The sequence below is a fragment of the Azospirillum mesophilum genome (genome assembly GCF_053470405.2).
On sequence record NZ_JBPXMQ020000021.1, the window covers coordinates 1 to 26,106 of the forward strand.

Below are 26,106 nucleotides of genomic sequence, written 5' to 3' on the forward strand. Positions count from 1 at the left end.
TTCCCTTGAGAGCCGTGGTAGACCACCACGTCGATAGGCCGGGTGTGGACGGGCGGCAACGCCTGAAGCTGACCGGTACTAATCGCTCGATCGGCTTGATCCCCGCGCCGGAAACGGCGCGAAAAACCGAACGTCGCGTGCAGCGGCAAGCCGCTCATGCGCATCGCAGAATGCATCCTCCTTATCTCGACTTTGTCCACGAACACATGCAAACAGGGCGTCCGGACAACGGGCGCCCTGTTTGCGTTTGCCCCCTCCCTAACCCTCCCCCGCGCTGCGGGGGAGGGGATTGAGTTTGCATTTATTCGCCGAGTTCCTTGAAACCCATGTCGCTGTCGGCCGCGGTGACGAACCAGTTGCGGGGGTCGCCAAGAAGGGGGACCAGCTCCGTCCGGTCGGCGGCCGTGCGGACCATCATGCGGGTCGGCTGGCGCAAGCCGTTTTTCAGGCACAGGAAGCCCATCATCGACAGGGGGCGGGCCGCCAGCGGGTTGAGCGTGCGGCAGAGCAGGGCGGCCATCCATTCCCGTCTTGCGCGCTCGACGATCAGGGCGAAGGCGGGCGTCAGCCACCCCGGTCGGGCGAGATAGTCGCACACCACACCGACGTCCTCGCCGCGCCAGCGGTCCACCCGCAGCACCACGTAGGCCATCAGCAAATCCCCGCGCATCACGTAGAAGCGGCGGTGCCGGGCCGCGGAGGGGACGGCGTCGAAGCGCCAGTTCAGGAAGGCGTGGTCGCGGCGCGCGATGCAGAGATGCTGCGGCGCGGCGGCCTCCCACAGGCCGTCGACTCGCTTGTCGAACCGGTCCACCTCGACCAGACGGCCGCCGAATACGCGCGCCGCCGCGTTGAAGGCCAACGCGCCACCGATCATCGCCGGCTTTCCCAGCAGTGCCACCATGCGGGCAACCCCGCCGTCGTAAGGGCTGACGCGCAGGCAGCGAGGCGGGTCGAGCACGCGCAGATAAGTCGGGACGCTGCCCAGGTCCAGCCAGCCGGCCCGCTTGTAGGATTTGAAGGCGGCGTCGGTCATGCCCAGCGAGATGGAAACGTCGCTGGCCGCCGCGTGCATTTCCGACAGCCCCGGACCGACCCCGCGCAGGCGCCATTGCTGAGCGACCATAAGGTCGATCGCCCAGGAGGCCCGGCGCACCTCATCGCCGACCTTCAGCGCAAAGGGAATGCCGGCCTGCTGGCCGACGATCTCCCCCTTGCGCTTGCAGACCCAGAGCTGCATCCCGTCCGGGTCGCGCTCCGGCGTATCCTCGAACAGCCAGCGGAAGTGGGCGTCGTCGCGCTGAAGCGACTCCGCCCCGAAGGTCTCGCGCTGGAAGGCTTCCAGCGCGGGACGATCTTCCGGCTCGAACCGAGCGACTCCGCGCTGGGTCCAAGGCATGATGGTCATGCGTCGTTCCCGTCAACCTCCACGGGCTGAACGAGCGCGGCGTTGCGGAGGATGCGCGAGGAGGTGCGCCGCTTCAGCACGATGTCCTTGTAGACGCGCCGCACCTGTTCCGGCGACAGGTCGAGGGCGACCGCCGCTTCCTCCTCCGACACGCCGCGCCCGTAGGCACAGAGCGCCAGGTCCAGCTTGTCGTAGGGGATGGCGTAGTAGAACTCCTCCTGCGACTGGGGCAGGGTGTAGGTGTCGGTGCTCGGCGACTGGTTCTGGATGTCCTCCGGCAGGCCGAGGTGGGCCGCCATCTGGTAGACCTGGGACTTGTACAGGTGGGCGATCGGCTTCAGGTCGGCCAGACCGTCGCCGCCGCGCACGAAGAAGCCCAACTCATACTCCAGCCGGTTCGGCGTGCCGAGCACGGCGTAGTTCAGCCGGTCGGCGTGGGTGTATTCCATCGTCTTGCGGACGCGCTGCTTCAGGTTGGTGGCCGCGACCACCGCCAGATAGACGTCCACCGGCATGCGGCTGGTCTGGCGGTCCCCCTCCGGCGACTCCACGGTCATGGTGAAGTAGTTGACCCGGTCGGCGTCGAGCAGGCCGGCGGCCAGCCCGATCTTCTGCTTCCAGCCCGGCCCGTATTCGGGGAAGAGGCGGCGGATGGCGCTGTCGCGGCGGTCGTAGCAGCCGAGCGCGGTCAGCGGCGCCGTGATGTTCTCCATGATCGGCTCGATGCCCAGGCTCTCGCACAGCAGGCGGCCGCGCCGGGTGCTGTCGGGCGAGGACTCCTTCTCCGGCATCAGGATGGCGAGCACGCGGTCGGGTCCCAGGGCCCGCACGGCCAGCGCCGCGCAGACCGAGCTGTCGATGCCGCCGGACACGCCGAGCACGACGCCCTGGCGCTTCAGGTCATGCGCGACGGTGCGCTGGATGAACTGCTCGATCTCGCGAGCCGCGGACGCGCAGTCGAGCGAGAGGGCGTTGGCGTCGAACGGATGCAGGGCGTTCAGCATGGTGTCGGTATCCCGGTTCGCGGTTGATGCAATCGACTGTGATGAGGCGACTGTGAAAAGGACCGCCGTTTCAGGCGCGTCCGTCGTCGTTATGCTCTTCGAGTATGTGGATGGGCGTGGAGTCGAGCCGGGCGCGGAGCGCGTCGGCCCGGGCGGGCAATTCGTCCAGAACGTGACGGGCTAGCATCTGCAGGGTGAGCACGCCGACCAGCGCCATCTCCTCCCGCTCGCCGGCCATGCGGCCGTCCTGGCGGTGGGCCTTGGCGGCGAGCGCCGCGATCCCGGTGGCGTCCACCAGCCCGTAGCGGTTCAGCGCCTCCTCCGACAGCAGGTCGCGGACATAGGCCGGGGCCTGCGCGCCGAACAGCGCCGACGTCATCGGGGCGCGGTAGGGACGCTTCGGCCGGTGGAAGATCTCCGCCGGCAGCAGGCGGGAGGCAAGGCGGCGCAGGGCCAGCTTGTCGCGCAGGCCCAGCATCTTCACCCGATCCGGCAGGGCGGAGCAGAGATCGTCCACCTCCGGGTCGAGGAAGGGGTAGCGCACCTCGATGCTGTGAGCCATGGCGACGCGGTCGCCCTGGCTGGTCAGCAGGTAGGGCGTCATGAAGGCGGCCATCTCCACCCACTGGGTGCGGGCGAGCGGGCTCCAGCGCGACCAGCCGGCGGGCAGATGTGCCGCGACGGCGGCATCGAACGCCTCCGCATTGGCGGTGGAACGCACGTCCGGCGCGAGCAGGCGCTGCGTCCAGGCGGTGTTCGTCCAGCGCACGCGGTGGGCGTAGAAGGGATCGTCCGTCTCCGTCATGCCGCGCTTCCAGAAGGCCTGCCAGAGCGGGCTGTCCTTCTGGCCGTTGACGGCGGCATAGGGGTGGATGCGGCCGAGCAGCTTCGGGCGGATCGCGGAGTCCGGCTGGCGCGCCCAGAAGCGGCGGACCTTGTCTTCCTTGAAGATGTCGTAGCCGGCCAGCCACTCGTCCGCGCCCTCGCCGGACAGCACGACGCGGATGCCGCTGTCGCGCACGAGGCGGGAGAGCAGGAAGAGCGGGGCGGGCGCGGTGCGGACCAGCGGCGCCTCCCCATGCCAGACCACGTCTGGCAGGGAGTCCTGGATGTCTTGGGTGCCGCAGAGAATGTCGTGATGCTCCGTCCCGACATGGCTGGCAACGAGCCGCTGCTGCGGAGTCTCGTCGAAGGCCTGGTCGGCGAAGCGCACGCCGAAGCTGTGCATCTGCGTGGTGTCGAGCTTGCGCGCCAGCGCCGCGATCACCGAGCTGTCGAGCCCGCCGCTGATGTAGACGCCGACCGGCACGTCGGCGCGCAGCCGCAGGCGGATGGCGTCCAGCAGCTTTTCCTCAAGCCGGTCGGCGGCCTCGTCCAGCGAGATGGAGGAGAGCGCCGGGTCGCCAGACAGGTCCGGTTCCCAATAGCGGGCCTCGTGCAGGCGCAGGTCGGAATCGACGCGGATGGCCGTGGCGGGCGGGACGCTGTGCACCCCGGCGAAAACGCTGCCGTGCGGCGCGACGCTCCAGTGCGAGAAGACCTGCGCCAGACGGGCGGCGTCGAAGCGTGGTTCGATCCGGCCACCGCCGAACAGGGCCTTGGCCTCCGACGCGAAGGCCAGATGGTCGCCGCTGCGGGCGTAGAACAGCGGCAGGATGCCCAGCCGGTCGCGGACCAGCCACAGCTCCCGCTTCACCGTGTCCCACAGGCAAATGGCGAACTGGCCGTTCAGCTTGGCCCAGGTGGCGGGGCCGTATTCCTCGAAGGCGTGGACGACGACCTCGGTGTCGGTCTGGGTGTAGAAGCGGTGTCCACGCGCTTCCAGGTCGCGCCGCAGCTCGACATGGTTGAAGATCTCGCCGTTGAAGGAGATCCAGAGCGTCCGCTCCTCGTTGTGGATCGGCTGGAAGCCGCCGGCCAGCCCGACGATGCTTAGGCGCGCGTGCGCCAGCCCGATCCGGCCGTCGCGGTAGAAGCCGTAGCCGTCGGGGCCGCGATGACCGATCATGGCGATCATGCGCTTCAACTCGTCCAACGCGGGCGGCTCGGCACGCGGCCCGGCGAGAACACCGGCGACACCACACATGCGGATGCTCTCCTCAATTAAGACCCTGTAGGTTGGGTTGAGCTGCAGGCGAAACCCAACACAGGCGGTATCGGGACAGCGTTGGGTTTCGCAGGTGCTCAACCCAACCTACGAAGCGTCGGTAAGGACTCAGGCGATGTCGGCCAGAAGGGCGCGCTTGATCTTTCCGGACTCGGTCTTGGGCAACTCGTCGCGGATCTCGACGAACTTCGGGACGAGATGGCTTTCCAGACGGCCGCGGCAGTGCTGCCGGATGATGGCTTCGGACAGGGCGGCGCCGGCGCGCGGCACGACGTAGGCCTTCACCGCCATGCCGTCGGCCGCGTCGGGCACGCCGACCACCGCGGCCTCGGCGACGGCATCCAGCTCGTAGAGGGCGTTCTCGACCTCCTTCGGGCTGACCTTCTCGCCGCGGCACTTGAAGACGTCGTCCTTGCGGCTGACGAAGTAGAGATAGCCGTCGGCGTCGGTGGTGAAGAGATCGCCGGTGTACAGCAGCGTCTCGCCCAGCGGGCCGGTGCGCAGGCGCTTGGCCGTCTCCTCCGGGCGGTTCCAGTAGCCGCGCATCACGTTGGCGCCGCGCACCACCAGCTCGCCCACCACGCCGGGGGTGGCACGCTGCCCGTGCTCGTCCACCACATAGGCCTCGCAGTTGGGGATGGCGCGGCCGACCGACGCGGTCTTGGCGTCGAGATCCCTGGGGTCGAGGTAGCAGATGCGCGTGCAGCACTCCGTCATGCCGTACATGGAGTAGAAGGCGGCGTCGGGGAAACGCTCGCGCAGGCGGTTGATGTGGGCGGTGGCCATCGGGGCCGCCGCGTTCGTGACGTAGCGCAGGGACGACAGGTCGGCCGACTTCAGCGCTTCCATCCCCAGCAGCGTCGAAAAGAAGGTCGGGACGCCCGGCAGGCCGGTGACGCGGTGCTTCACCATGCGGGCCAGCGTGTCCGCCGGAAAGGCGAAGGAGCGCTCCAGGATCACCGTGAAGCCCACCCGCGCACCGGTCAGCACCTGCGACAGGCCATAGCCGAAGGTCAGCGGCAGCACGCACAGCACCACGTCGTCCGGCCGGTTCTCCAGGTAGGTGGAGATCGACCAGGTGGTGTTGACGAGGTTGGCGTGGCTGAGCATCACCCCCTTGGGGCGCCCGGTGGTTCCGGAAGTGTAGAGGATGGCGGCCAGGTCCTGGTCGATCAGGCCCCGGTCGATGGGAAGGCGATCAATGGGGGTGCGGTCGGTGGAATGAAGGGCGGCCGACACGACGTCGGTGTAGGAGAGCCCGCCGGCCCCGGCCGGCACGGCGGGCCCGACCCACAGCGTGGTGACGAGGTGAGGCACCTCGCCCACCGCCGGCACCACCTGCCGGGCCAGCGCGGCGGGGGCGATCAGCGCCCGCACGTCGGCGTCGGTCAGGATGTAGGCCAGCTTGTCCGCCTTCGTGGACGGGTTGACGGGAACATACACGGCGCCGGCCTTCAGCGCGCCGAACAGGCCGGCGACATACTCGATCGAGTTCTCCAGCATCACCGCCACGCGGTCGCCCCGCATCACCCCGGCGGACTGGAGCGCCCGGGCGATCGCGTCGCTCTGGCGGTCCAGTTCGGCGAAGGAAACGGTGGCGTCACCCGACACCAGCGCGGTGCGCTCCGGGGTGCGTGCGGCGGTTTCGCTGAGGAACTGGTGAACCAAGTGGGCCATGTGGCGTCCCCGTTGCTCGTCGCGTCAGGCGGCTGTCAGGCAGCGTCCTTCAGGGCCTGCTTGCGCTCGACGTAGGCGGAGATGAGGGCGACCGACTCAAGGTTGTCGGCCACCATGTCCTCGTCTTCCACGACGATGCCGAAGTGCTCTTCCAGGAAGGCGACGACGTGCATGATGCCGGTGGAATCGATGATCCCCGTCTCCAGCAGGGACTCCGAGCTGTCGAAGCCGGAGTCGTTCCCAAGCAGGAAGTTCTCCACGATGAAGGCGCGGATTTCCTCGATGACAGGGGCGGTCAGAGTCGTCTCGGTGGTGATGGCGGTCCGCATGTCGCTGGCAACTCCTGTGGGTTGGTCGTCGATCCTTGGCCGGCAGATCGTGACGGAAAGCCGTGGCGCCCCTGTTGGCTTAATCCAAAGGCGCCTGCCGGGCCGTCTTGTGTTGCCGCCTCCTGCGCAAGGACCGGGGAAGCAGCGCCCCCCGCTCGTTCCGAAGTGCGACGGCAACGTCGCCGAGTACGTCATTCTTTATTGCATTCGATGTCGGTGTTTTCGAGAGGGCAAAGGATGGTTGGAACCTAAAGACAATGGTTAGCCACTCAGAGACATTGCATCTTTTCGAAAAACACACTTGCTTACTATTGCCGGACTATGACGCGACGACAGTGTTAGAACCGACCTAGGCGTTGGCGCCGCCCCGCTCGGCGGGCAGGGTCGGCCCTGCACGAACGATCGAAACGGAAAGCCATCGTCCGGTCGGTACGGCGTGCATGGATCCCGTGGGTGCGGTAAGCGACTGATTTGCAAATAGAAAGCCCCTCTCCCTTGAGGGGAGAGGGGTTGGGGTGAGGGTGGCGCCGGCGAATGCCGGCTGGAAACTGAATTTTTCCGCCCTGCCGGGCGTAACTATCCCTCATCCCAACCCTTCTCCCCCAAGGGGAGAAGGGCTTCGACCTGTTGCGCTCACGCCGCGGGGAGCGGCTGGCCGTGGGAGGGGGCGGGGGTCGTGGGGGCGGCGTTGGTCTTGCGCATGCGCAGCCAGGCAGGCACGCCGGTGACCTGGACCGCCAGCCAGTCCACCGGCGCGTCGTCGGAAACCGGGACAGCCTTCAGGCGCAGCGGGTCGGCGTGGGGGCCGTTCCAGCCCGGCTGGATGGTGCGGGCGGTGCGGTAGCCGGCGCTGCGGATGATCTCCACCTCGCGCTCGCTGAAGTCGCCGTTGGGAAAGGCGAAGTGGCGGCAGGGCTGGCCCAGCGCCTCTTCCAGCTCGCTCTTGCAGAGCGCGATCTCCTCCGCGCAGCGGGTGTCGTCGCATTGCAGAAGGATCGGGTGGGTGCGCGTGTGGGCGCCGTAGTCGGCGACGTCGGTCAGCCTTTTCACCTCGTCCCAGGTCAGGGACTGGCGCGCGCCGGTGTCGCGGTCGGGGTCGTCGCCCGCTTCGGCCAGAAGGCGGCGGCGCTCGCCGTCGGGAACGCGCTTCAGGGTTTCCACGCCGATCCGGTCGGCCGCCGGGGTCTTCCACCAGTAGGGGCGGGTGGTGCCGACCACGCGGCTGCACAGGTAGATGGTCGGGCGCACGCCGAACTCCCGCAGGACCGGGGCCAGCGCGGCGTTGTTCTTGTGCCCGTCGTCGAAGGTCACCACGAGCGGGTAGGGCGGCAGGTCCCCCCAGCGGCCGGTCTCCAGGGCGTTGGTGACCGCGTCCAGCGTGGTGAAGCTGTAGCGCTTGGCGTACCAGGCGAGGTGCTGGCGCAAGGTCTCCGGGTCCGGGTCGTGGTAGACCACGATGCTCACCCGGCGGCGGGCGAACAGGACGCGGAGCATGGTGCCCAACCCCGTCCAGCGAACGATGCCGGCGGCCAGCGCTTGATTCATGATGGGTCTCTCTCCCTCTCTGTATCGGCCGGGTTCGTATTGTTTGAATGCAGTCAGCCCGAACGGGCGCTGCGGGCGCGGATGGAGGCGGCGGGGGCCGCCGGCATCGCGCCGTCCAGCCAGACGCGGGCGTTGCGCCGGTAAATCTCGATGATCCGTTCACGATAGACGGCGATGTCGAACTGCTTCTCGAAGCGGGCGCGGGCGCCGTCGCCCAGACGACGGCGCAGGTCCGCACCATCGATCACGCGGGCCAGCGCCTCGGCCAGGGCGGCGCGGTCGCCGGGCGGCACCAGAAGGCCGGTCTCGCCGTCGGCGATGGCGTCGCCGACGCTGCCGACCGGGGTCGCGACGATGGTCAGCCCGTTCGCCATGGCTTCCAGCACCGACATCGGCAGCCCCTCGAACAGGGACGGCTGCACCAGAACATGGGCCTTCACCAGCTCCCGCCCGCAGCCCTGCTGGTCGAGCCAGCCGGTGAACCGGACCCGGTCGCCGAGACCCAGCGCCGTGGCCTGCCCGCGGTAGGTCTCCAGGTCGCCGTCGCCGGCGATGGTCAGGTGCCAGGGCTTGCCGCGGCAGACGTCCGAGGCCAGGGCGTCCAGCAGCACGTCGATGCCCTTCAGCGGGATCAACCGGCCGAGGAACAGCAGGCGCACCGGTCCGGCCGCGTCGCGCTCCGGAATCGCCTCCGGACCCGGAACGGCGTTGTGCAGCAGGGTCACGCGGCGCACCTCCGGGAAGGTGGTCGCCACCCACTCACGCCAGTATTCGCCCAGCACGACGACCTCGCTGGTCATCGCCATGATCCGGCGGATCGCCCAGCGGGAGAGCGGGCGGGCGTTCGCGAAATGCTTGGGGAAGCGGCCGCCGTGCAGGTGCAGGACGACCGGGACATGGAACAGCGCGGCCAGGGCGATGATCAGGCCCTTGCGCAGCACGCTGCCGTATTCCGCCATATGGATGTGGAGGAGCTGCCCCTTGCCCAGCGCGAAGCAGCCGGCAAGCCGCAGGAACGCCGCCAGGAAATAGAAGGGCATCAAAAGGAATTTGCCGTTCGGACCGTAGGAATCGACCACCTCGAAGCGCAGCTGGGGGCAGTTCTGGCGCAGGTCGGTCGTGAAGTTGTCGACGATCCGACCCATGCCGCCCTTCTCGCGGGTGCCGCCGGGTGAGACGATGTAGATCATATCCACTCCTGATCTTGTGCCGCGCCCATCGGCACGCTTCGTTCAGGATGCAGCGGTCGCCAGGACCGAACACTCACGCTGCAGCCGAAAGTACCCTCAAGGAAAAAGGCCGGCAACGGCACGGGCGTGTTATAGGGTGACCCGAGTTCGCTGCGGCTACGGCGATTTGAACGAAGCTTCGACGGTCGCGGTAACCCAAACTGTTTCCGGTGAATGTCTTAGGTGTTATTGACGGCTCGCCCGGGTGAGGGACGGCTTTGCCGCGGCGGGATCCGGCAATGGTCCCAGCTGCGGGCGCCGGACTTCGTCCGGGCGGTCCAGTTCGGCGTAAATCTCCGCCAGCCGCCGGCCGTAGGCGTCGATCACGAACTTCTCCAGGAACAGGCGCCGGCCCTCGGCCGACAGGCGCGCGTAGAGCGCGGGGTGGCGTGCGAGATCGGCGACCGCGCGGGCCAGCGCCTCCGGATCGTTGACCGGGACGATGCGCGCGGTCTCGTCGTCGGTCAGCACCTCGGGGATGGAGCCCACGGCGGTGGTGACGACCGGCAGCCCCGCCGACAGCGCCTCCAGGATCACCATGGGCAGCCCCTCGTGCGTGGAGGGCAGCAGCAGCATGTCGTGCGAGCGGATGTGGCCGTGCGCCTGCTCGCGCCCGATCCAGCCCTGGAAGCTGCACTCCCCGGCCACGCCCAGCTCCGCCGCCATCCGGCGGTAGCCGTCCACGTCGCCGCCGCCGCCGATGGTCAGGCGGAAGCGGAAGCCCTGTTGCTTCAGCAGGGCGCAGGCGCGCAGCAGCGTGCCGATGCCCTTGCGCTCCGACAGGTTGGCCAGCACCAGCAGCGACACGATGGCGCCTTCCGGCGGGGCCGCGCGGGCGGGCTGGTCGGCGCCGATGTCGGGCACGGCGTTGTAGAGGACGCGCACCTTGTGCGGGTCGACGCCGACCTCCTGCACCAGAAAGCTGCGCCAGTTCTCACCCAGCACCAGCGCGATGTCGCAGCGGCCGAACAGCCAGCGGCTGATGGCGCGCGAAAAGAGGCTCTTGCCGAAATACTGCATGAAGGTGGCGCCGTGCAGGTGCACCACCGTCGGGCAGGAGAACAGGCCGGCGACGAGCTGCACCGCCGCCTTGCGCCACACGCTGGCGTTTTCCGACACGTTGATGTGGATGACGGACGGCTTGCCCCGCAGCAGCAGGCCCGTCAGCCGCGCCAGCGTGCCCGCCATGTAGACGGGCGACATCAGGGCGCTGCCGTCGCCGCGCGTGTCGAGCACGATCGTCTCCGTCGCCGATCCGGCGGTCCGGAAGTAATCGACGATGTAGCCGGTCATCCGCCCGATGCCGCCGCCGCCGTCGAGGGCGCCGGGAGTCGCGAAGACGATGCTGACCTGGGAAGGCTTCTTGCGCATGAACCTCATCTTCTTCAAGCGGCACCGGGGGCGGAGTAGATGGCCTGACGCAGCCGGCGCCGCAGCCCGACGGGCATCAGCGAATGCATCAGGAAGGTGGCGAGCGCCATCGGCGTCGGCGATCCGTGGCGCAGGGCGGACCGCAGGATGCGCCGCCGCACCGCCGCGGAGCGCGCCGCCTGCTCCCCACCCGTCGCCTGCAGGAGAAGGCTGGCGTAGGCGCGCGGCGACAGCAGCGGGCGCATGGACTCCGCCCAGGTCAGCGCCTGGTCGATGTTGTGGCAGGTGGACAGCGTGACCCGGTTGTTCTCGGTGTAGTGGACGGCCAGCACCTCCGGCACGGTGACCAGCGCGCAGCCCTCCACGCGCCCGCAGGCGATCAGCCATTCCCAGTCGTCGAAGGGCGATTTCGGGATGGGCAGGCGTTGCAGAAGCGCCTTTGGCGCCAGCAGGGTGGTGGTCGGGGCGAAGGTTTCGCCCTTGAACAGGCCGTGCCGGACGAACAGGTAGTCGCCGATCTGGTCCCGCGGCGTGCACAGCCGGCGCGGCCATTCGAAGTCGCCGCGGGCGGTCACCACCTTGCACCGGCAGCTCATCACCGGGTAGCGCACGCCGGGCGGGCGCGCGGCCATCTGCACGGCGACCTTGCCCGGCATCCACTCGTCGTCGTCGTCCAGGAACGCGATCCAGGCGCCCCGCGCGCGCTCCACCGCCAGATTGCGGGCGCCGGCGGCGCCGAGGTTCTTGTCGAGCGCGATCACCACAAGCCGCGGGTCGGCCAGCGAGGCCAGCCGCTCCTGCGTGGCCGGGTCGGGACCGTCGATGACGACGATCACCTCAAGGGGGGCATAGGTCTGCGCCAGCGCGCTTTCCACCGCCCGCGTCACCATGTCGGGCCGGTTTCGCGTCGGGATGACGACGGTGACCATCTCGTGCGAGGACGTCATGACGAATGCCTTTTGTCGCGACCGGAATTCAGGGTGGGAAATCCTTCGGAAAGGGCCATGGGGGCGGGCGCCTAGCCGGGGCGCCCGGTGCCGGTCCATCCGGCGGAGGGTGGGGCGCCGTAGGAGCCTCCGTACGGCGAGGGGCTGGCGAAGGCGGTCCGCTGCGCCTCGCTGTGCAGGCGGGCCTGCATCCGCGCCCAGCGGCGGCGCTGCACGAGGCGGGTGACGCCGACCACCATCACGATCCAGTTCAGGGAATGGCGCTCCACGAACACGCTCTCGGAGATCGAGATCAGCAGCAGCGCGCAGCCGACGGTGAAGATCCAGGCGGGCTCACCCCGGTTCCGGCTGTAGCGGATGGCCATGAAGCCCTGGATCAGCATGCGGCCCAGCAGCATGGCGACCAGCACCACGCCCGGCAGGCCCAGGTCCAGCCACGCCTCGATCCAGCCGTTGTGGGCGGAGTTGATGCCCCAGTCGTGGGTGAAGGTGCTGCCCGGACCGTAGGCGCCGTACCAGTAGGCCGCGTAGCCCCAGCCCAGCAGGAAGCGGTCCTGGATCGACATCAGCGTGTGTTCCCACAGCACCGTGCGGCCGGTCAGCGTCGGGTCGCGGCCCAGCATGTAGAGAATGTCGTGCCAGAAGGTGGTGCCGCTGGTCAGGCCGATCACGGCGACCAGCAGGATGAAGGCCATGCTCGGCGCGAAGCTGCGGATGCCGCCGCGCACGAAGCTGCTGGAGAACAGCAGCCCGGCGACCACGATGGAGGTGACGAGGCCCGTCCCCGACCGGCTCATCACGATCAGCAGCAGCGCCAGCGCCAGCAGCGGGCGCACCACCCACTTCTTTCCCTCGCGCATCCAGTCGAGCCAGAGCAGGCACAGCGTCAGCCAGACCATCATGCGGCCGGTCACGTTCTTCTGCCAGAAGACGCCCTTCCAGGCGCCGACGTGCTGCTCGTGGTCCAGCCCCACCTCCGGCATCAGGAAGACCGAGGCGAAGGACAGGAACATCAGGATCGACAGGCCGGTCGCCAGCATCCGGATGATCTCCGGAAAGCTGTAGCGCAGGGCCAGATAGACCGCGAAGGCCGTGGTGAACAGGAAGGCCACCGACCGGCGCAGCGTCACATCCGGATAGATCGACCAGAAGGCCGACAGGAAGGCCAGGACGACGATCAGCGACACCGCCGGGCTTCCCATCGGGATGCGGAAGGCGAGGCTGGGCCGCGACCCGATCAGCATCAGGATCAGGACATAGACCGCCGTGAAGTACATCACCGCGCCCGGCGCGTCCGGATCGGTGCTGCCGCCGCCGGTCAGCAGCGCCGGCAGCACCGATCCGCCGAAGGAGACGATGCAGAAGACGGTGATGCTCTTTTCCAGAACTTCCGAGACTTTCATGAGGTCGCCGTTCCGGTGGAAAGGGCTGTGACGGGCGTGCAACGCCCGTCGGGCGCGTGATGCTTCGTGGACAGAAGATGCCCACCCGATGGCTGACCCGTTAGCCGTGCGGGGGCGGTAGGCCGAAGGAGGTCTTCCCTAAAGGGGGTGGTCATCGACCGCGCCTCCTCTCCCTTCTTGCGGGCGCCGGGCCGGGGTCTCTGAAACGCGCAAGACCCCCCTTCCGCGCGGGAAGGGGAGCCTTGTGGGACGTCTCGGTCATCATGACCCGTCGCCCTTCAGGACGAGCAGCGCCGTCTTGCACAGGATGTAGAAGTCGAACAGCAGGCCGCAGTTGCGGACGTAGAAGACGTCCATCGACACGCGCTCCTGAAAGGTCGTGCGGTGCCGGCCCGACACCTGCCAGTAGCCGGTCAGGCCCGGCCGGACGGAGCCGATCACCGCCGCGGCCTCGCCCACCTCCGGCAGTTCCTTCGGCATGTAGGCGCGCGGGCCGATCAGGCTCATGTCGCCCATCAGGATGTTCCAGAGCTGCGGCAGCTCGTCCAGCGAGGTCTTGCGCAGGATGCGGCCGAAGGGGGTGATGCGCGGGTCGATCGTCAGCTTGTGGTAGGTCATGTACTCTTCGCGGATCGTCGCGTCGCTCTCCAGCAGGCGCTGGAGCTGCTCCTCCGCGTCGAGGTGCATGGAGCGGAACTTCAGCAGGTCGAAGGTCCGCTTGCCGCCGGCCCAGCGCTGCTGGCGGAACAGGACCGGGCCGGGGCTGTCCAGCTTGATCGCCACGGCGATGGCCAGCATCAGCGGTGCGACCGCGATCAGCATCAGCGAGGCCAGCGCGATGTCCAGCGCCCGGCGGACGCGCAGGTAGGCGGTCGGCGGACGGACGGAGACGCGCAGCGCCAGCGAGCCGTGCAGGTTGTGGTAGGTGGCGTCCACCGCGCTGACGTTCCCCTCGCCCAGCAGGCAATAGACCTGCTTGAAGGGCAGCTTGCGGACCAGTTCGGTCAGTTCCGCGCCGTGGCGGCCGATGTCGGCGATGATCGCGGCCTGCGCCTGCTGCGCGTAGGCGGGCGTATCCGTCAGCCGTTCGGTCGGGCCGACCACCGGCAGGTCGGCGACGCGGGTCTGCCACAGGGTTTCGTCGTCGTCGAAGAAGCAGACCGGCTCCATGCCCAGCCATGGCAGGCGCTTCAGCTTTTCCGCGATGGCCGCACCCTGGGGGCCGGCACCGACGATCACCACCGGCGTGCGCCAGTTCAGGGCGCTCGCCATCAGGCCGTGCACCACCAGCAGGTCGGCCGCGTAGGTCACCGCGAAGCCGAGCAGCGCCACCGACAGTGATTCCACGAAGAAGGATCGGAACCCGTCCATCACGATGAAGGGAACCGCCAGCACCGCGGCGGACAGCAGCGCCGCCTGGACCGTGCGGCGGGTCCGCTCCAGATAGTCGAACCGTCCCAGCGAGTAGATGCCGAACACCGACTTGACCAGCGGCACCAGCATCAGCCCGGTGACCAGCGCGCGTTGGGACAGATCCGCTTCCGCGGAGAAGGAAGCGTGCCCGAAGATCTGGAGTGTGGTCCAGCCGAGCAGGGCGAGCATGAAACCGTCCGACAGCGCCAGCAGCAGCCCCGGTCCCAGCGCCGGCATGACCGCCTTTTTCGCCGGAGCCAGGTTTATGACCGCTTCAGGGTCCAGTTTGCTCATTACAGGTCCCATTATGAGTGAAATCGAATACCGGCCATCTCGCGCCTTCCCAACGCTTGGCGGCGGGAGATGTCGGCTCACCAGCTTTATTTTTTGGGGCTCCCTGTGTTCCGACCGTCACACGAGCATCAACAGTGTGACCCGTAAAACGATCAAGACCCAGGGCCGGTTGCGTCGTACACGAATTAGGATAGACGGTGCCGATAAGCAAAGAATCGCAAGGGGACGCGCCCCCTGTTTGGGCTAATCCAGCGCCTTCAAAGGATTTCTTGCGGTGAATATTTCGGGTGCTGCGGAATAGGCGGATTCTTGCTGCGGATTAATGCTTTCGGCAGTGATTGGCGTTCAACGCTCATCCGAGGACACCGGCCGTCCGCCGCAAATTGGTGGTAGGCGGTGGAGGTTCCCTCTCTCCGTCGGTGGGGAGAGGGGTCGTGCGGAGGAGGGGATCTCCGGCCCGTTTGCCGCCGATGGCGCCGCGCATGGGTGGCGTATCCCATCCGGTCGCACGCAAACGATTCCGGGTGAAGGAACGGCTCCAACGCACCGTTGAAGGGGCTGAAACGGGCCAACACCTTGACGGGGATGCGGCTGGCCGGGATACGGCCCCGGGGAGCCGCCCTTGCGGAGTTGACGATGGCGTCCGAAGCAGCGACGATCTTGAAGCACGGTTGGCTGTTCATGCTGGCCAACGTGGTGAACCGGGCCGCCGGTCTCCTGCTTCTGCCCCTCTACACGAAGCTTCTGGTACCGGCCGAGTTCGGCGTGTACGCGCTGGTCGTGGTGGTCAGCGACCTGCTGGCGGTCATGCTGATGATCGGCATGAACAACGCCTTCACCGCCGTCTATTTCGAGCATTCGGACGAGGAGGGCCGCCGCCGCGTGGTCAGCACCTGCCTGCTGGCCCTGGTCGGGGCGGCGGTGGCGATGCTGGCGCTGGCCTACCCGGCGGGCGTGGCGGCGAGCTGGGCGATGTTCGGCTCGGCCGAGCACGCGGCGGTGATGGCGGTGGCACTGGGCAGTGTGGCGTTGACCACGCTGTTCGAATTGGCGCTGGCCTATTACCGGGCGCGCAAGCGGTCGGGGCTGTGCCTGGGCGTGTCGCTGGCGAAGGTGGTCGCGCTGCTCGGCTTCAACGTGGTGTTCCTGTGGGGGATGAAGCTGGGCGTGGCGGGCATCTTCCTGGCGAACGGCGCATCTTTCGCCGCGCTGGGGGTGCTGCTGCTGGTGGCGATCCTGAAGGACACGGGTGTCGGCTTCTCCGTCCCGGTTCTGCGCCGGGTGACGGCGCTGGGGCTGCCCTACATGCCGCAGTCGCTGCTGGACATCGCGAACAACTTCGTGTCGCGCTGGCTGCTGAACATCCTGCTGTCCACGGCGGCGGTGGGGCTGTTCGCCTTCGGCATGCGGCTGTCGCAGATCCTCTACATGTTCCTGACCGCCTCCTTCCTGCAGATCTGGTCGGTCAGCCGGCTGGAAGCGCAGCACGGGGCGGCGGACCACGCGCAGGCGGACTTCGTCTTCCATCTGTTCATCGTGCTGCTGACCGGGGCAGGCCTGGGGCTGGCGCTGACCGCGCCGGAGATCCTGTGGCTGATCGCTTCCAGCGACTACACGCCGGTGCTGCCCTGCATGCCCTTCCTGGTGCTGGCCTTCGTGCTGCACGGGGTGCGCATGAACCCGGAGGTGGCGATCCTGAAGGCCAAGCGCGTCGGCGTCCTGCCCTGGATCTCCGCCGCGAGCCTCGCGGTCGGCACCGCGCTGGCCGTGGCACTGGTCTGGCCATGGGGCCTGCTGGGCGCGGCGCTTGCCAACCTCGGGCGCGAGGTCTTCCAGATTGTGGTGACGGAGACGGCCCGCCGGCGCCTTTGCCGCGACGAGCCTCCGCTGAGCGCGGCGCGCATCGGCTGGATCCTGGCGCCGGCGGCGCTGGCCTACGCCGTGGGCTGGTTCTGGTTCGGCACGGCGGTGGATCCTGCCCTGACCGCGCAGAAGGTGCTGCTGGTCATGCTCTTCCTGGTGGTCGCCGTGTTCGGCCCCGGCCTGGGACCGGACGGGCGGAGCATGCTGGCAAAGCTGCTGTCCGGCGGCTTCCGGCGCATGCAGTCCGCATCCTAAAGCAAGTTGAAGGCCCCTCTCCCCTTGGGGGAGAAGGGATGGGATGAGGGGTCGTTACCGCTCGAAGAGCGGGAAAAGACCAGCCGGCTCTGCCGGCGCCACCCTCACCCCAACCCCTCTCCCCTCAAGGGAGAGGGGCTTTTCCAACGCTCCATCAACCACTTACCGCGCCAGCGAAATCCGTGAATGCCGTAGCCTCGTGGGAGTGGGGGAAACGTCGGCATCGTGAGACCTTTCCGGCCTTGCGGCCGCCCCCTCATCCCAACCCTTCTCCCACACAGGGGAGAAGGGCTGCTTCCCGGACCCGCTTGCGCGGGGCGGCGGGTCAGTAGCCGCTCGCGGTGTCCAGGTCGTGGTGCAGGGCCGCGAGGTGCGCCAGGTCGAGCGCCGCCGTGGCCGTGGTCGTGACCGGGTGGATGTCCACCGACTGGACGGCCGCCACGTCGGCTGGGTGCTGCGTCACCGTGTGGTTCCACAGGTCGACCGAATTTGACAGGGCCTGGGCGGTGGCCGGCGCGTTGATGGTGCCGGTGCCCGTGCCGTCGGCGATGATCGCCGCGGTCGGGTTGGAGAGCTTCAGGCTGAAGGTCTCGGCCCCCTCGGTCACCGTGTCGGACAGCACCTTCACGGCGATCGTCTTGCTGGTCTCGCCGGCCGCGAAGGTCAGCTTGCCGCTGGCCGCCGTGTAATCGGAGCCGGCCTTGGCCGTGCCGTCCGCCGTGGCGTAGTCCACGGTGACCGACTGGCTGTAGGCCTGCGACAGCTTCACGGTGAAGACCGCGTCGGCGGTGGCCGTGCCGCTGCTGGACGAGCCGCTGAACATGGCCGGCTTCAGCGCGTTGACCTTGGTCCAGTTGACCGAATAGTCGTCGTTCAGGATGCCGCCCGTGTCGCCCGAACCCGGGCTCCAGGCCCAGTAGGTCCAGCTCGCCCCTTCCTTGCCGGCGGCCAGGTCGATCTTGCCGTCGGTGTTCCAGTCGCCGTCCATGTACTGGACGAGCTTGGGCAGCCACTGCTGGTCCTTGTACTGCTCCAGCCGCGTGCCGAACTCACCCACCAGGACCGGGTGCTGGTCGTTCTGGATCAGGCGGCCCCAGGCGGAGGTCCACTTGGACGCCATGTTGTTCGGGAAGCTGCCGTCGTTGAACCAGCCGAAGCCGGCCATGGACGGCGGGTAGTCGTGGGCCGAATAGACCAGCTTGTCCGGCGTGTTGAAGGTCACCTCGTGGTTCTTCTGGCCGTCGAGGTTGCCGCCCCACCAGTAGTTGCTGCCGTTGTACTGCTCCACGCCCTCGACGACCATCAGCCACTTGTTGTTGACCGACTGGATGGCGTTGCCGATGCGCTGGGCGGCGGCGGCCCAGTCGGTGGACTGGTTGCCGTCGCCCCAGGTGGCGCCGGCGTGCGGCTCGTTGTGCAGGTCGGCGGCGACGACCGACGGGTTGTTGGCGTAGCGGGCCGCCAGCATCTTCCAGTTGGCGATCATCGTCGATTCCGGGTGCGACGAGGTGTACCACAGCCCGTTCTCGTTGGCCGAGGCGCCGTCGTCCGACCGGTGGTGGTCGAGGATGATCTTCATGCCGGTCTTGTCGGCGTACTGGATGATCTTGTCGAACACCTGGAGGGCGTTCAGGCCCTGGAGGTCCGGGTTCTTGGAATAGTCGATGCCCGTCGGCATGCGCCCGCCGCCGTCCAGCATCGCGTCCGACCAGGGCAGGCGGATCGTGTTGAAGCCCAGCGACTTCATGTTGTCCATGTGGTGCTGGTAGCTGTCGATCCACAGACCCTGCGGGGCGAAGGCGTAGCCCTCGGCGCCGAACCAGTTGACGCCCGTCAGCTTCACGGCATGGCCGGCGCTGTCGATGATCTGGCCGCCCTGGGTGTGCAGCGGGCCGTTGGCGATGCCGTTCACCGTGGTGGTGCCCGTCGGCTCCGTCACCGAGGCGTCGCTGACCGTCAGGGTCGGCTGGGACGGCGACGGGGTGGGGGGCAGCGGCAGACCGGGCGACGTGGTCGCGCCGGGGAACCAGCTCTTGTCGGCGTTGACCGACAGCGTGCCGTTCCACCACAGGCCGGACTGGCCCTTCACAACGTCAAGACCGTCCAGCGCGCCCTTGTCATAGGTGACGTTGGCGTCCGTCGGGTTCACGCCGTGGCCGTTGATCGTCACCTTGTTGACGATCAGGTTGCGGTCCTGGCCGTTGATCGTGGCGTCGTTGTCGTATTGGATCTGGATCTTGTGCGCCTGATCGGTCGTCACATTGGTGCCGAAGGCGAAATCCTTGGCGGTCGTGCCGGCGATGCCCTCGCCGACCTTCTTGCCGTCGATCAGCAGGTTGAAGTGGGCGTTCTCGCCGCCCGCGGCGTTGCCCTGCAGGTTCAGGACGATCTGGGCGTTGCCGGCCGGGGCGGTCGGGGTCGGCACCGGGAAGTAGTCCTTGGTCAGCGCGAAGTTCAGCGCGCCGTTCCACCACATGCCTTCCTGGCCGGGGATCACGTCCTGGCCGTCCAGGGCGCCCTTGTCGTAGGTCACCAGCGAGCTGGTGGCGTTCACGGCCTTGCCGTTGATCTCCAGGGACTTGACGATCAGGTTGCGGTCCTGACCGTTCACGAAACCGTCGTTGTCGTAGACGATCTGCACCTTGTGCGCCTGGTCCGGAGCGACCTTGGCGGCGAAGGTGTAGCGGCCGGCGCTGGTCGAGCTGACCGTCGCCTGACCCAGATCGACGCCATCCAGGCGCAGCTTGAATTGCGGCCAGATCCCGCCGGCAGCCTGACCCGAGGCGTTGACGACGAAAGTCGTGTCGACGAGGCTCGAGGTGGTCGTTGCCATTGGAGGATACCTTCTGTTCGTTTTGGGTAGGCCGAGGTTCCATCCAACTGGTTAACGAGGTATTTCGCATTTTAGCGAAATGCGCCCTAAAAGCCACGCTCCTCTGTGAAAAGAATGGGCTGCGGGAATCCCGCTTTGCTGCGGCTCCGCTGCAACAGTGGGGATGTGCGGCCACAAAAGTTTGATTTCGCTGTGAAATTTATCGGCCGCCGACGGAAAGCCCATGACAAAAGAGCGCGCAAACGTCCCTCGCCGTCGGGCGCCCAGGACCGTTGGAAGAGCCGGTTCTATGGTGAATGGTTAACAAGCGGACGCTTTGCCCGACCGTATACGGTCTGAAGGGCAATGGTCGGAACGGCGCTTCGGCCGTCGGGTTGGAACGGACCCGGGAGGTTCTCCCATACCCAAGCAAGGCTGAGGAAACATGGCTTCCAAGGACAACGCCGAGAGCGGTCACCAGGGGCGCGTGAAGGACCCCGAACACGACGGCCGCCTGAAGGGTCACAGTGGCAGCGAACGGGGCGGCAGCGAAAAGGGCGGCGCCCAAAAAGCGTCCGACAAGGCGTCCGGGCAGAAGGCATCCGAATCGCATTCCGGGGAGCGCCGGTCGGAGTCCGCCCATGGCGGCGGCCAATCCTCCGGCCAGTCGTCGGGAAAGCAGCGGGATGACGACCGCGGCGGCCGTCAGGAGGCGGCGGGTGGCGACGACCTGAAGCAGCGCGAGTACCGCGACAAGGACGGCAACATCCACCACCACACCAAGACCTACATGGAACAGCACAAGGGCGAGAATGGCGAGAAGGGCGGGAACGACCGGTAGCGCTCCGACCCTTCCAAACACGAAAGGCGGTGCCGGGGGGCCATCCTCCCCCGGCACCGCTTCCTCGTCCGGTCCGATCAGGCCAGCAGGCCGATCTGATCGGTCGGCAGATGCTCGAACCCATGCTGGTAGACAGGGGAGTCCGCCGCCAGCGTGTATTTGTCCTGGGCCGCGTTTACGAAATGCGGGTCCAGGGTCAGCGAGTCCTTGTCGTAGCCCGCCCCCTGCCAGTCCGACAGCCGGCCGGCGTAGCCGCTGGCCATCACCTGCGGCCAGGCGTGGAACAGCTGCGCGTTGGCATCCAGCCCGGCGTAGAAATTGCCGTGGAACTTTGCGGCGCTGCCCGGACCGTTGAGGTCGACCGCCGGGCCGTGCGCGGTGTCGAAGATGTTGTCGGAAACGTCGTTGTTCGCCATCACCGCGCCCTTCCAGCCGCCGGCCCCGACGCTCTGCTGAAGGCCGATCTGGTGGCCGGTGTTGTTGGCGATGATGTTGTTGGTGACCGTGTTGTTCCAGCCGCCGTGCAGGAACACGCCGCCGACGTTGCCGTGGACGAGGTTGCCCTTCACCGTGACGCCGCTGGTCCAGTCGTCCAGATAGATGCCCCAGCTGACCAGCTTGCCCGGATCGAGGAAGGTGGGCGACACCGCACCGTCCCAGGTCACGTTGCCGAAGGCCTTGGTGCCGGTCACCTCGTTGTAGGCGATGACGTCGCCGGTCAGGTTCTGCTGGCGGTTGATGACGTAGATGCCGCCGCCGTCGCTGGTCTCCAGGTTGGCGTTGACGACCTCGTTGTGGGTGATGGAGACCCGGTAGGTCTCGTCGCCCGAGGTCTCGACGGACCCGACGGCGATGGCCTTGCCCGGCGTGTCCTCGATCCGGTTGTGGGTCACCGCGATGTCGGAGCTGCCGTTCACCGCCACCGCGTCGCCGCCATGGTCCACGGTGCCCGCGTGCTGGACGAGGTTGTCCGACACGGTGGTGAAGTTGGACCCCGCCTTGACGAAGACGGCCTCCCGCCCGGTGTGGTCGAAATGGTTGCCCGCGACGGTGCTGTTGGCGCTGCCCTGCACCGTGATGCCGTAGCCGCCGTTGGCGACCGTGTTGTTCTTGAAGGTCAGGCCGGGCGCGTTTTCGGCGTAGACGGTGTGGCCGTCCGGCCCGGCGTCGGTCAGGGTCAGCCCCTCGATCGTGACGTTCTTGGCCCCGCCCAGCCCGATCATCATGTCGAGTTGCGAGGCGACCAGCTTGTGCCCGGCCGGCGTCCCGCCCTCCGGCTTGAACAGGATCTGGTTCGACGCCTTGTCGTAGAACCACTCATGCGCCGCGTCGAGCTGGTCGCGGGAATTGTACAGGTAGAAGCGGCTGCCGGCGCCGAAGCTGTCGTAGGTGCCCTCGGCCAGCGTGATGGTGTTGGTGGCGTAGTCGATGCTCTTCACCGGCACGTTGATGTTGTCGTAGCCGTGCTGGCTGAAGACGCTGGCCATCATGCCGTCGGTGTTGCCGTAGGTGGGGATGGAGCCCGCCTTGAAGCCGAACTGGGTGGACGGGTCCGGCCCGGCCTTCGTCGCGATCACCCAGCCGCCGTCGATGGGATGGGTTGGGTCGGCGTTCGGCGTGCGGGCGATCGTCTGCCGGTCCCCGTCCATGGACAGGTCCAGCACCGGCTTTGCGCCGCTGGGAAGCTGGGCGCTGTAGAGGCCGTCGCCGTGCGACACCCAGTTGGTCACCAGCGAGCCGCCGTGGAACACCGGCTTCTCGCTTCCGTAGGCGGCGAAGCGCACGCCGCTGTCCTGGCCGTCCAGCCAGAGCATGTCCTTCATGGTGTAATCGCCGCCGCGCACGTAGGTGACGTCGATGTCCGGGTTCGCGCGCATGGCGTCGCGGGCGCCCAGCAGAGACGCCTTCGGGCCGTCGGTGTGGTCGGCGTTGGGCGCGGCCAGCTTGCCGGACCACGCGTCGTTGCCGTTGGTCGCCACAAAGATCGCCGGGCCGGTCGGCGCCGGGGTCGGGGTGGGGGTCGGGGTGGGTGTGGGGGTGGTATCGACCGGGAACCAGCTCTTGTCGGCGCTGACCACCAGCGTGCCGTTCCACCACATCCCCGACTGCCCCTTGACCACGTCCAGCCCGTCCAGCGCGCCCTTGTCGTAGGCGACGTTGGCGTCGGTCGGGTTCACGGCGTGGCCGTTGATCGTCACCTTGTTGACGATCAGCGAACGGTCCTGCCCGTTCACCAGCGCGTCGTTGTCGTACTGGATCTGGATCTTGTGGGCCTGATCCGGCGTGACGTTGGCGGTGAAGGCGTAGTCCTTGGCCGTCGTACCGGCGGTGCCCTCGCCGACCTTCTGCCCGTCCACCAGCAGCGTGAAATGCGCGTTCACGCCGCCGGCCGCGATGCCCTGCGCGTTCAGGACGATGGTCGAGGCTGGGGCGGCGGGCGCGGTGGGGGCGGCCGGGAACTCCGACGCCGGGGCGGCGACGGCCAGCGTGCCGTTCCACCACATCCCCGACTGCCCCTTGACCACGTCCAACCCGTCCAGCGCGCCCTTGTCGTAGGTGACGATGCTCTCGGTCGGGGCGTGCGCGTGGCCGTTGATGGTGATCGCGTTGACGATCAGCGAGCGGTCCTGGCCGTTGACCACGGCGTCGTTGTCGTACTGGACCTGCACCTTGTGCGCGGCGTTGGGGGCGGCGTCGACCGTGAAGGCGAAGTCCTTGGCCGTGGTGCCCGCCGTGCCCTCGCCGACCTTCTTGCCGTCGACCAGCAGGTTGAAATGCGCGTTCACGCCGCCCGCCGGGTTGCCCTGGGCATTGACGATGATGGTGGACTTGGAAGCGCTGGCGACCGGGGCCGGGTAGTAGGTGGCGGGCGTGCTGAAGTTCAGCGCCCCCTGCCACCACAGGCTTTCCTGCCCGGTGATGACGTCCTGGCCGTCCAGCGCGCCGCGGTCGTAGCTGGCCTGGGTCGGCGACAGCGTGTTGCCGTTCACCACCACCGAGCGGACGAACAGGTTGCGGTCCTGCCCGGCGGCGGCGCCGTCGTTGTCGTAGGCGATCTGCACGCGGTGTGCCTGGGCCGCGGCCACGGGCACGGTGAAGCTGTAGGCATTCGGGCTGGTCGCGCTCACGGTCGCCTGACCGGCCTCGACACCGTCGATCAGCAGGCGGAAGTGCGGCCAGACGCCTCCGGCGGACTGCCCATAGGCGTTCACGACAATCTTGGCGTCGGTCAGGCCCGTGGTGGTCGTAGCCATCGGTTGGTTCCCCTCTTGTGTGCTCAACAGAGACGAGCATGAACGGGGATATCGGACATTTGTGCTACATTTTAGTAACAGGCGTCGGCACCGCCTTCTGTGGTTCCATCCGCGCCGCCGACCCGACGGGAGACGGGCGGCTCTCGGGCCGATGCGCGTGATCCCGCGCGCGTTGGTGCACCAAGAGGCCCTTTCACCTGTTGAAGGCCTACACGGAACCAAGAGGCATTTCATGAAGAAGATCGCTGTTACCGCCCTTATTGCCCTGTCCCTGGCCGGCTGCGCCCAGAGCGGCGAGGGCTATGGAACCAAGCAGACCGTCGGCGCCGTGGGCGGCGCGGTGGCGGGCGGCGCGCTCGGCTCGCGGTTCGGCGGCGGCACCGGCAAGCTGATCGCGACCGGCATCGGAACCCTGCTCGGCGCCTACGCCGGCAGCGAGTTCGGCAAGTCGCTGGATCATGCGGACGAGGGCTATGCGCAGCAGGCGGCCAGCCAGGCCTATTCGGCGCCGCTCGGCTCGACCATCCAGTGGAACAACCCGCAGTCGGGCAACCGTGGCACCATCACGCCGGTCCGCGACGGCTACGCCAACAACGGCTCCTACTGCCGCGAGTACCAGCAGACCGTCTATGTGAGCGGCCGCGCCCAGCAGGCCTCCGGCACCGCCTGCCAGCAGCCCGACGGCTCCTGGAAGATCGTGTCGTAAGAAGGTAACTAGAGCGAACTTCCGTTCGCTCTAGATTCAAATGGCCTCACTTGCCGGCTCTCAGCGGATGCCTGTGGCATCCGCCTGCCGCCAGCGGGAACTTCGTTCCCGCGAGAGGCCGGGCTTCGGCCGCATGGGCGGCCGGGACCGCAGTCGCGGTCCAAAGCGGATTAAAATCCGCTTTATCCCATCGCCGTCAGCCGGATCGCCACCTGCTTGGTGAAGGGGCTGACGGCGATGACCTCGTAGGACGCGCGGTGTTCCCCGGCGTATTCCTGGAACGCCTTGTACTCGTCCTCGCGCCAGCTCCGGTTGCCGATGAACTCGTCGAAGACCAGCACCGTGCCCGGCCGGAAGCGGGGGGCGAGCGCCGTCAGCACCGTCTTGGCCGAGGAATAGATGTCGCTGTCCACGTTCACGACGCGCACCGGCCCGTCGTGAGCCGTCAGGAAGGGCGGCAGCGTGTCCTCGAACCAGCCCGCGTGCAGGACGACGTTGGGCCGTACGTCGGGAAGCTGCTTGCCGGTGGTCAGCACGCCCTGCGGCTCGTTCACCCAGGCCTCGGGCAGCCCTTCGAAAGAATCGAAGCCGTGGACGGTCTGGTTCGGCACGGCCTCCGCGATCTGGTTGACCGAAGTGCCGCGGCGCACGCCGAACTCCAGCACGAGACCGGGCACGGTCGCCTGCTCCAGAGCGAAGCGCAGCACCTCCGCGCCCACGCCGAACAGGCGCGCGTCCGGGGCGAGATGCGGGCGGATGGCGGCGACCGACTCCACCAGCGGCAGGCGCTTCGGGTTGCCGGCCAGCTTCGCCTCATGCAGCGCCCGCGCTTCCTCGTCCTGTCCCAGCAGCAAGTGGTAGGCGCACAGATAGCCCCAGTATTTCCCGGCGGCCCCGGGGCAGGCGGCGGCCCGGCGCAGACGGCGCAGCGCGTCATCGATGCCGTTCAGGCCCAGCGCCGCCGCATGGCTGCCGAACCAGGCGGCAGCATGGTCCGGGTCATCGGCCAGCCGCTCGTCGTAGGTCGCCAGCGCTCCGGCGGCGTCGCCGAGATGGGCGAGGCTGATCGCCCGCTCATAGAGGATGTCGGCGCTGCGGTTGCCTTCGGCAAGCGCCTCCCCGGTCACCCGGAGGGTTTCGCGGTAGAGCGCGTCGCGGCGGTAGGCGCCGGCCAGCGCCTCGCGAATCTCGGGATAGCCGGGGCAGGCGGCGGCCACCCGCTCGAACTGACGGACGGCGTGCAGCCGGTCGCTGACGGCCAGCGCCGCGTGGCCGATGTGGAACAGCGTCTCCAGGTCGCCCGGCTCCTGCACCAGGGCGCGGCGCAGGAATCGCAGCGCCGCGTCCGGATCGCGCCGGCCCAACTCCGCCATGCCGGTCAGCCGGTCACGCTCCGGCCCGGCGGTGTCATCGGCGTCGTTGCCGGTGGCCGCCAGCAGGCGCAGCGCGCGCTTGTAATGCCGCGCGGCCAGCAGTTGGCGCGCCGCGCTCAGGACATCGTCCACGGGAAAGCCCATCGCAGTATAAGGAAGACCGGCCCGACAGATGCCGCGCCGCAGGTCGCGGATGCAAGCGTTGATGCGCGCGCTGCTGGGCACCCCGGAGCCGCGAATGGGGGCTGTCCGGAGCGCGTCGAAAAAAATTACCC

The 26,106-nt window shown here is 68.0% G+C and carries 17 protein-coding genes and 1 rRNA gene; 4 read left to right on the forward strand and 14 right to left on the reverse strand.

The window, feature by feature from the left end:
* A 23S ribosomal RNA gene (locus tag ACSVC7_RS19760) occupies nucleotides 1-103 on the forward strand; the annotation flags it as partial.
* 198 nt (nucleotides 104-301) lie between these two features.
* Here the strand turns inward: ACSVC7_RS19760 and ACSVC7_RS19765 are convergent.
* The 11 genes from ACSVC7_RS19765 to ACSVC7_RS19815 all read right to left on the reverse strand — a co-directional run bounded on the left by ACSVC7_RS19765 (nucleotide 302) and on the right by ACSVC7_RS19815 (nucleotide 14,727).
* Complete coding sequence (locus ACSVC7_RS19765) at nucleotides 302-1,408, reverse strand: GNAT family N-acetyltransferase (protein ID WP_483508555.1); 1,107 nt, start codon at nucleotides 1,406-1,408, stop codon at nucleotides 302-304.
* Entirely contained in the window at nucleotides 1,405-2,412 is a 1,008-nt protein-coding gene (gene nadE / locus ACSVC7_RS19770; protein WP_448206191.1) for an NAD(+) synthase, read from the reverse strand. Before nadE ends, ACSVC7_RS19765 begins: the two co-directional genes overlap by 4 nt.
* A gap of 70 nt (nucleotides 2,413-2,482) precedes the next feature.
* Complete coding sequence (asnB, locus tag ACSVC7_RS19775) at nucleotides 2,483-4,498, reverse strand: asparagine synthase (glutamine-hydrolyzing) (RefSeq protein WP_448206190.1); 2,016 nt, start codon at nucleotides 4,496-4,498, stop codon at nucleotides 2,483-2,485.
* 129 nt (nucleotides 4,499-4,627) lie between these two features.
* Complete coding sequence (locus tag ACSVC7_RS19780) at nucleotides 4,628-6,196, reverse strand: class I adenylate-forming enzyme family protein (RefSeq protein ID WP_448206189.1); 1,569 nt, start codon at nucleotides 6,194-6,196, stop codon at nucleotides 4,628-4,630.
* 35 nt (nucleotides 6,197-6,231) lie between these two features.
* Nucleotides 6,232-6,525 (reverse strand): acyl carrier protein, encoded by a 294-nt coding sequence (locus ACSVC7_RS19785; protein WP_448206188.1) that lies wholly within the window; start codon nucleotides 6,523-6,525, stop codon nucleotides 6,232-6,234.
* Between the two features lie 633 nt (nucleotides 6,526-7,158).
* The gene (locus ACSVC7_RS19790) at nucleotides 7,159-8,070 is read right to left on the reverse strand and encodes a polysaccharide deacetylase family protein (protein ID WP_448206187.1); all 912 of its coding nucleotides are present in this window, start codon (nucleotides 8,068-8,070) and stop codon (nucleotides 7,159-7,161) included.
* 53 nt (nucleotides 8,071-8,123) lie between these two features.
* Complete coding sequence (locus ACSVC7_RS19795) at nucleotides 8,124-9,260, reverse strand: glycosyltransferase family 4 protein (protein ID WP_448206186.1); 1,137 nt, start codon at nucleotides 9,258-9,260, stop codon at nucleotides 8,124-8,126.
* A gap of 225 nt (nucleotides 9,261-9,485) precedes the next feature.
* Nucleotides 9,486-10,670, reverse strand: a complete 1,185-nt coding sequence (locus ACSVC7_RS19800) for a glycosyltransferase family 4 protein (RefSeq protein WP_448206185.1) — start codon at nucleotides 10,668-10,670, stop codon at nucleotides 9,486-9,488.
* A gap of 14 nt (nucleotides 10,671-10,684) precedes the next feature.
* The gene (locus tag ACSVC7_RS19805) at nucleotides 10,685-11,617 is read right to left on the reverse strand and encodes a glycosyltransferase family 2 protein (RefSeq protein ID WP_448206184.1); all 933 of its coding nucleotides are present in this window, start codon (nucleotides 11,615-11,617) and stop codon (nucleotides 10,685-10,687) included.
* A gap of 71 nt (nucleotides 11,618-11,688) precedes the next feature.
* On the reverse strand, nucleotides 11,689-13,020 hold the full coding sequence (locus tag ACSVC7_RS19810) for an O-antigen ligase family protein (protein WP_448206183.1): 1,332 nt from the start codon (nucleotides 13,018-13,020) through the stop codon (nucleotides 11,689-11,691).
* Nucleotides 13,021-13,281: 261 nt separating this feature from the next.
* A complete protein-coding gene (locus tag ACSVC7_RS19815; RefSeq protein WP_448206182.1) occupies nucleotides 13,282-14,727 on the reverse strand; it encodes an exopolysaccharide biosynthesis polyprenyl glycosylphosphotransferase in 1,446 nt (481 codons plus the stop codon).
* 636 nt (nucleotides 14,728-15,363) lie between these two features.
* On the opposite strand from ACSVC7_RS19815, the gene ACSVC7_RS19820 reads away from it, so the two are divergent.
* Nucleotides 15,364-16,845 (forward strand): lipopolysaccharide biosynthesis protein, encoded by a 1,482-nt coding sequence (locus ACSVC7_RS19820; RefSeq protein ID WP_448206181.1) that lies wholly within the window; start codon nucleotides 15,364-15,366, stop codon nucleotides 16,843-16,845.
* 325 nt (nucleotides 16,846-17,170) lie between these two features.
* Here ACSVC7_RS19820 and ACSVC7_RS19825 read toward each other — a convergent pair whose 3' ends face one another.
* Nucleotides 17,171-19,678: a cellulase family glycosylhydrolase gene (locus tag ACSVC7_RS19825; protein WP_448206180.1), complete on the reverse strand. Its 2,508-nt coding sequence runs from the start codon at nucleotides 19,676-19,678 to the stop codon at nucleotides 17,171-17,173.
* A gap of 424 nt (nucleotides 19,679-20,102) precedes the next feature.
* Here ACSVC7_RS19825 and ACSVC7_RS19830 point away from each other — a divergent pair, with 424 nt between their 5' ends.
* Nucleotides 20,103-20,498, forward strand: a complete 396-nt coding sequence (locus ACSVC7_RS19830) for a hypothetical protein (protein ID WP_448206179.1) — start codon at nucleotides 20,103-20,105, stop codon at nucleotides 20,496-20,498.
* Between the two features lie 77 nt (nucleotides 20,499-20,575).
* On the opposite strand, the gene ACSVC7_RS19835 is transcribed toward ACSVC7_RS19830, so the two are convergent.
* Nucleotides 20,576-23,752, reverse strand: a complete 3,177-nt coding sequence (locus tag ACSVC7_RS19835) for a carbohydrate-binding domain-containing protein (RefSeq protein ID WP_448206178.1) — start codon at nucleotides 23,750-23,752, stop codon at nucleotides 20,576-20,578.
* Nucleotides 23,753-23,984: 232 nt separating this feature from the next.
* On the opposite strand from ACSVC7_RS19835, the gene ACSVC7_RS19840 reads away from it, so the two are divergent.
* Entirely contained in the window at nucleotides 23,985-24,458 is a 474-nt protein-coding gene (locus ACSVC7_RS19840; RefSeq protein ID WP_448206177.1) for an RT0821/Lpp0805 family surface protein, read from the forward strand.
* 182 nt (nucleotides 24,459-24,640) lie between these two features.
* Here ACSVC7_RS19840 and ACSVC7_RS19845 read toward each other — a convergent pair whose 3' ends face one another.
* The gene (locus ACSVC7_RS19845; protein WP_448206176.1) at nucleotides 24,641-25,963 is read right to left on the reverse strand and encodes a protein arginine N-methyltransferase; all 1,323 of its coding nucleotides are present in this window, start codon (nucleotides 25,961-25,963) and stop codon (nucleotides 24,641-24,643) included.
* Nucleotides 25,964-26,106: the final 143 nt, after the last annotated feature.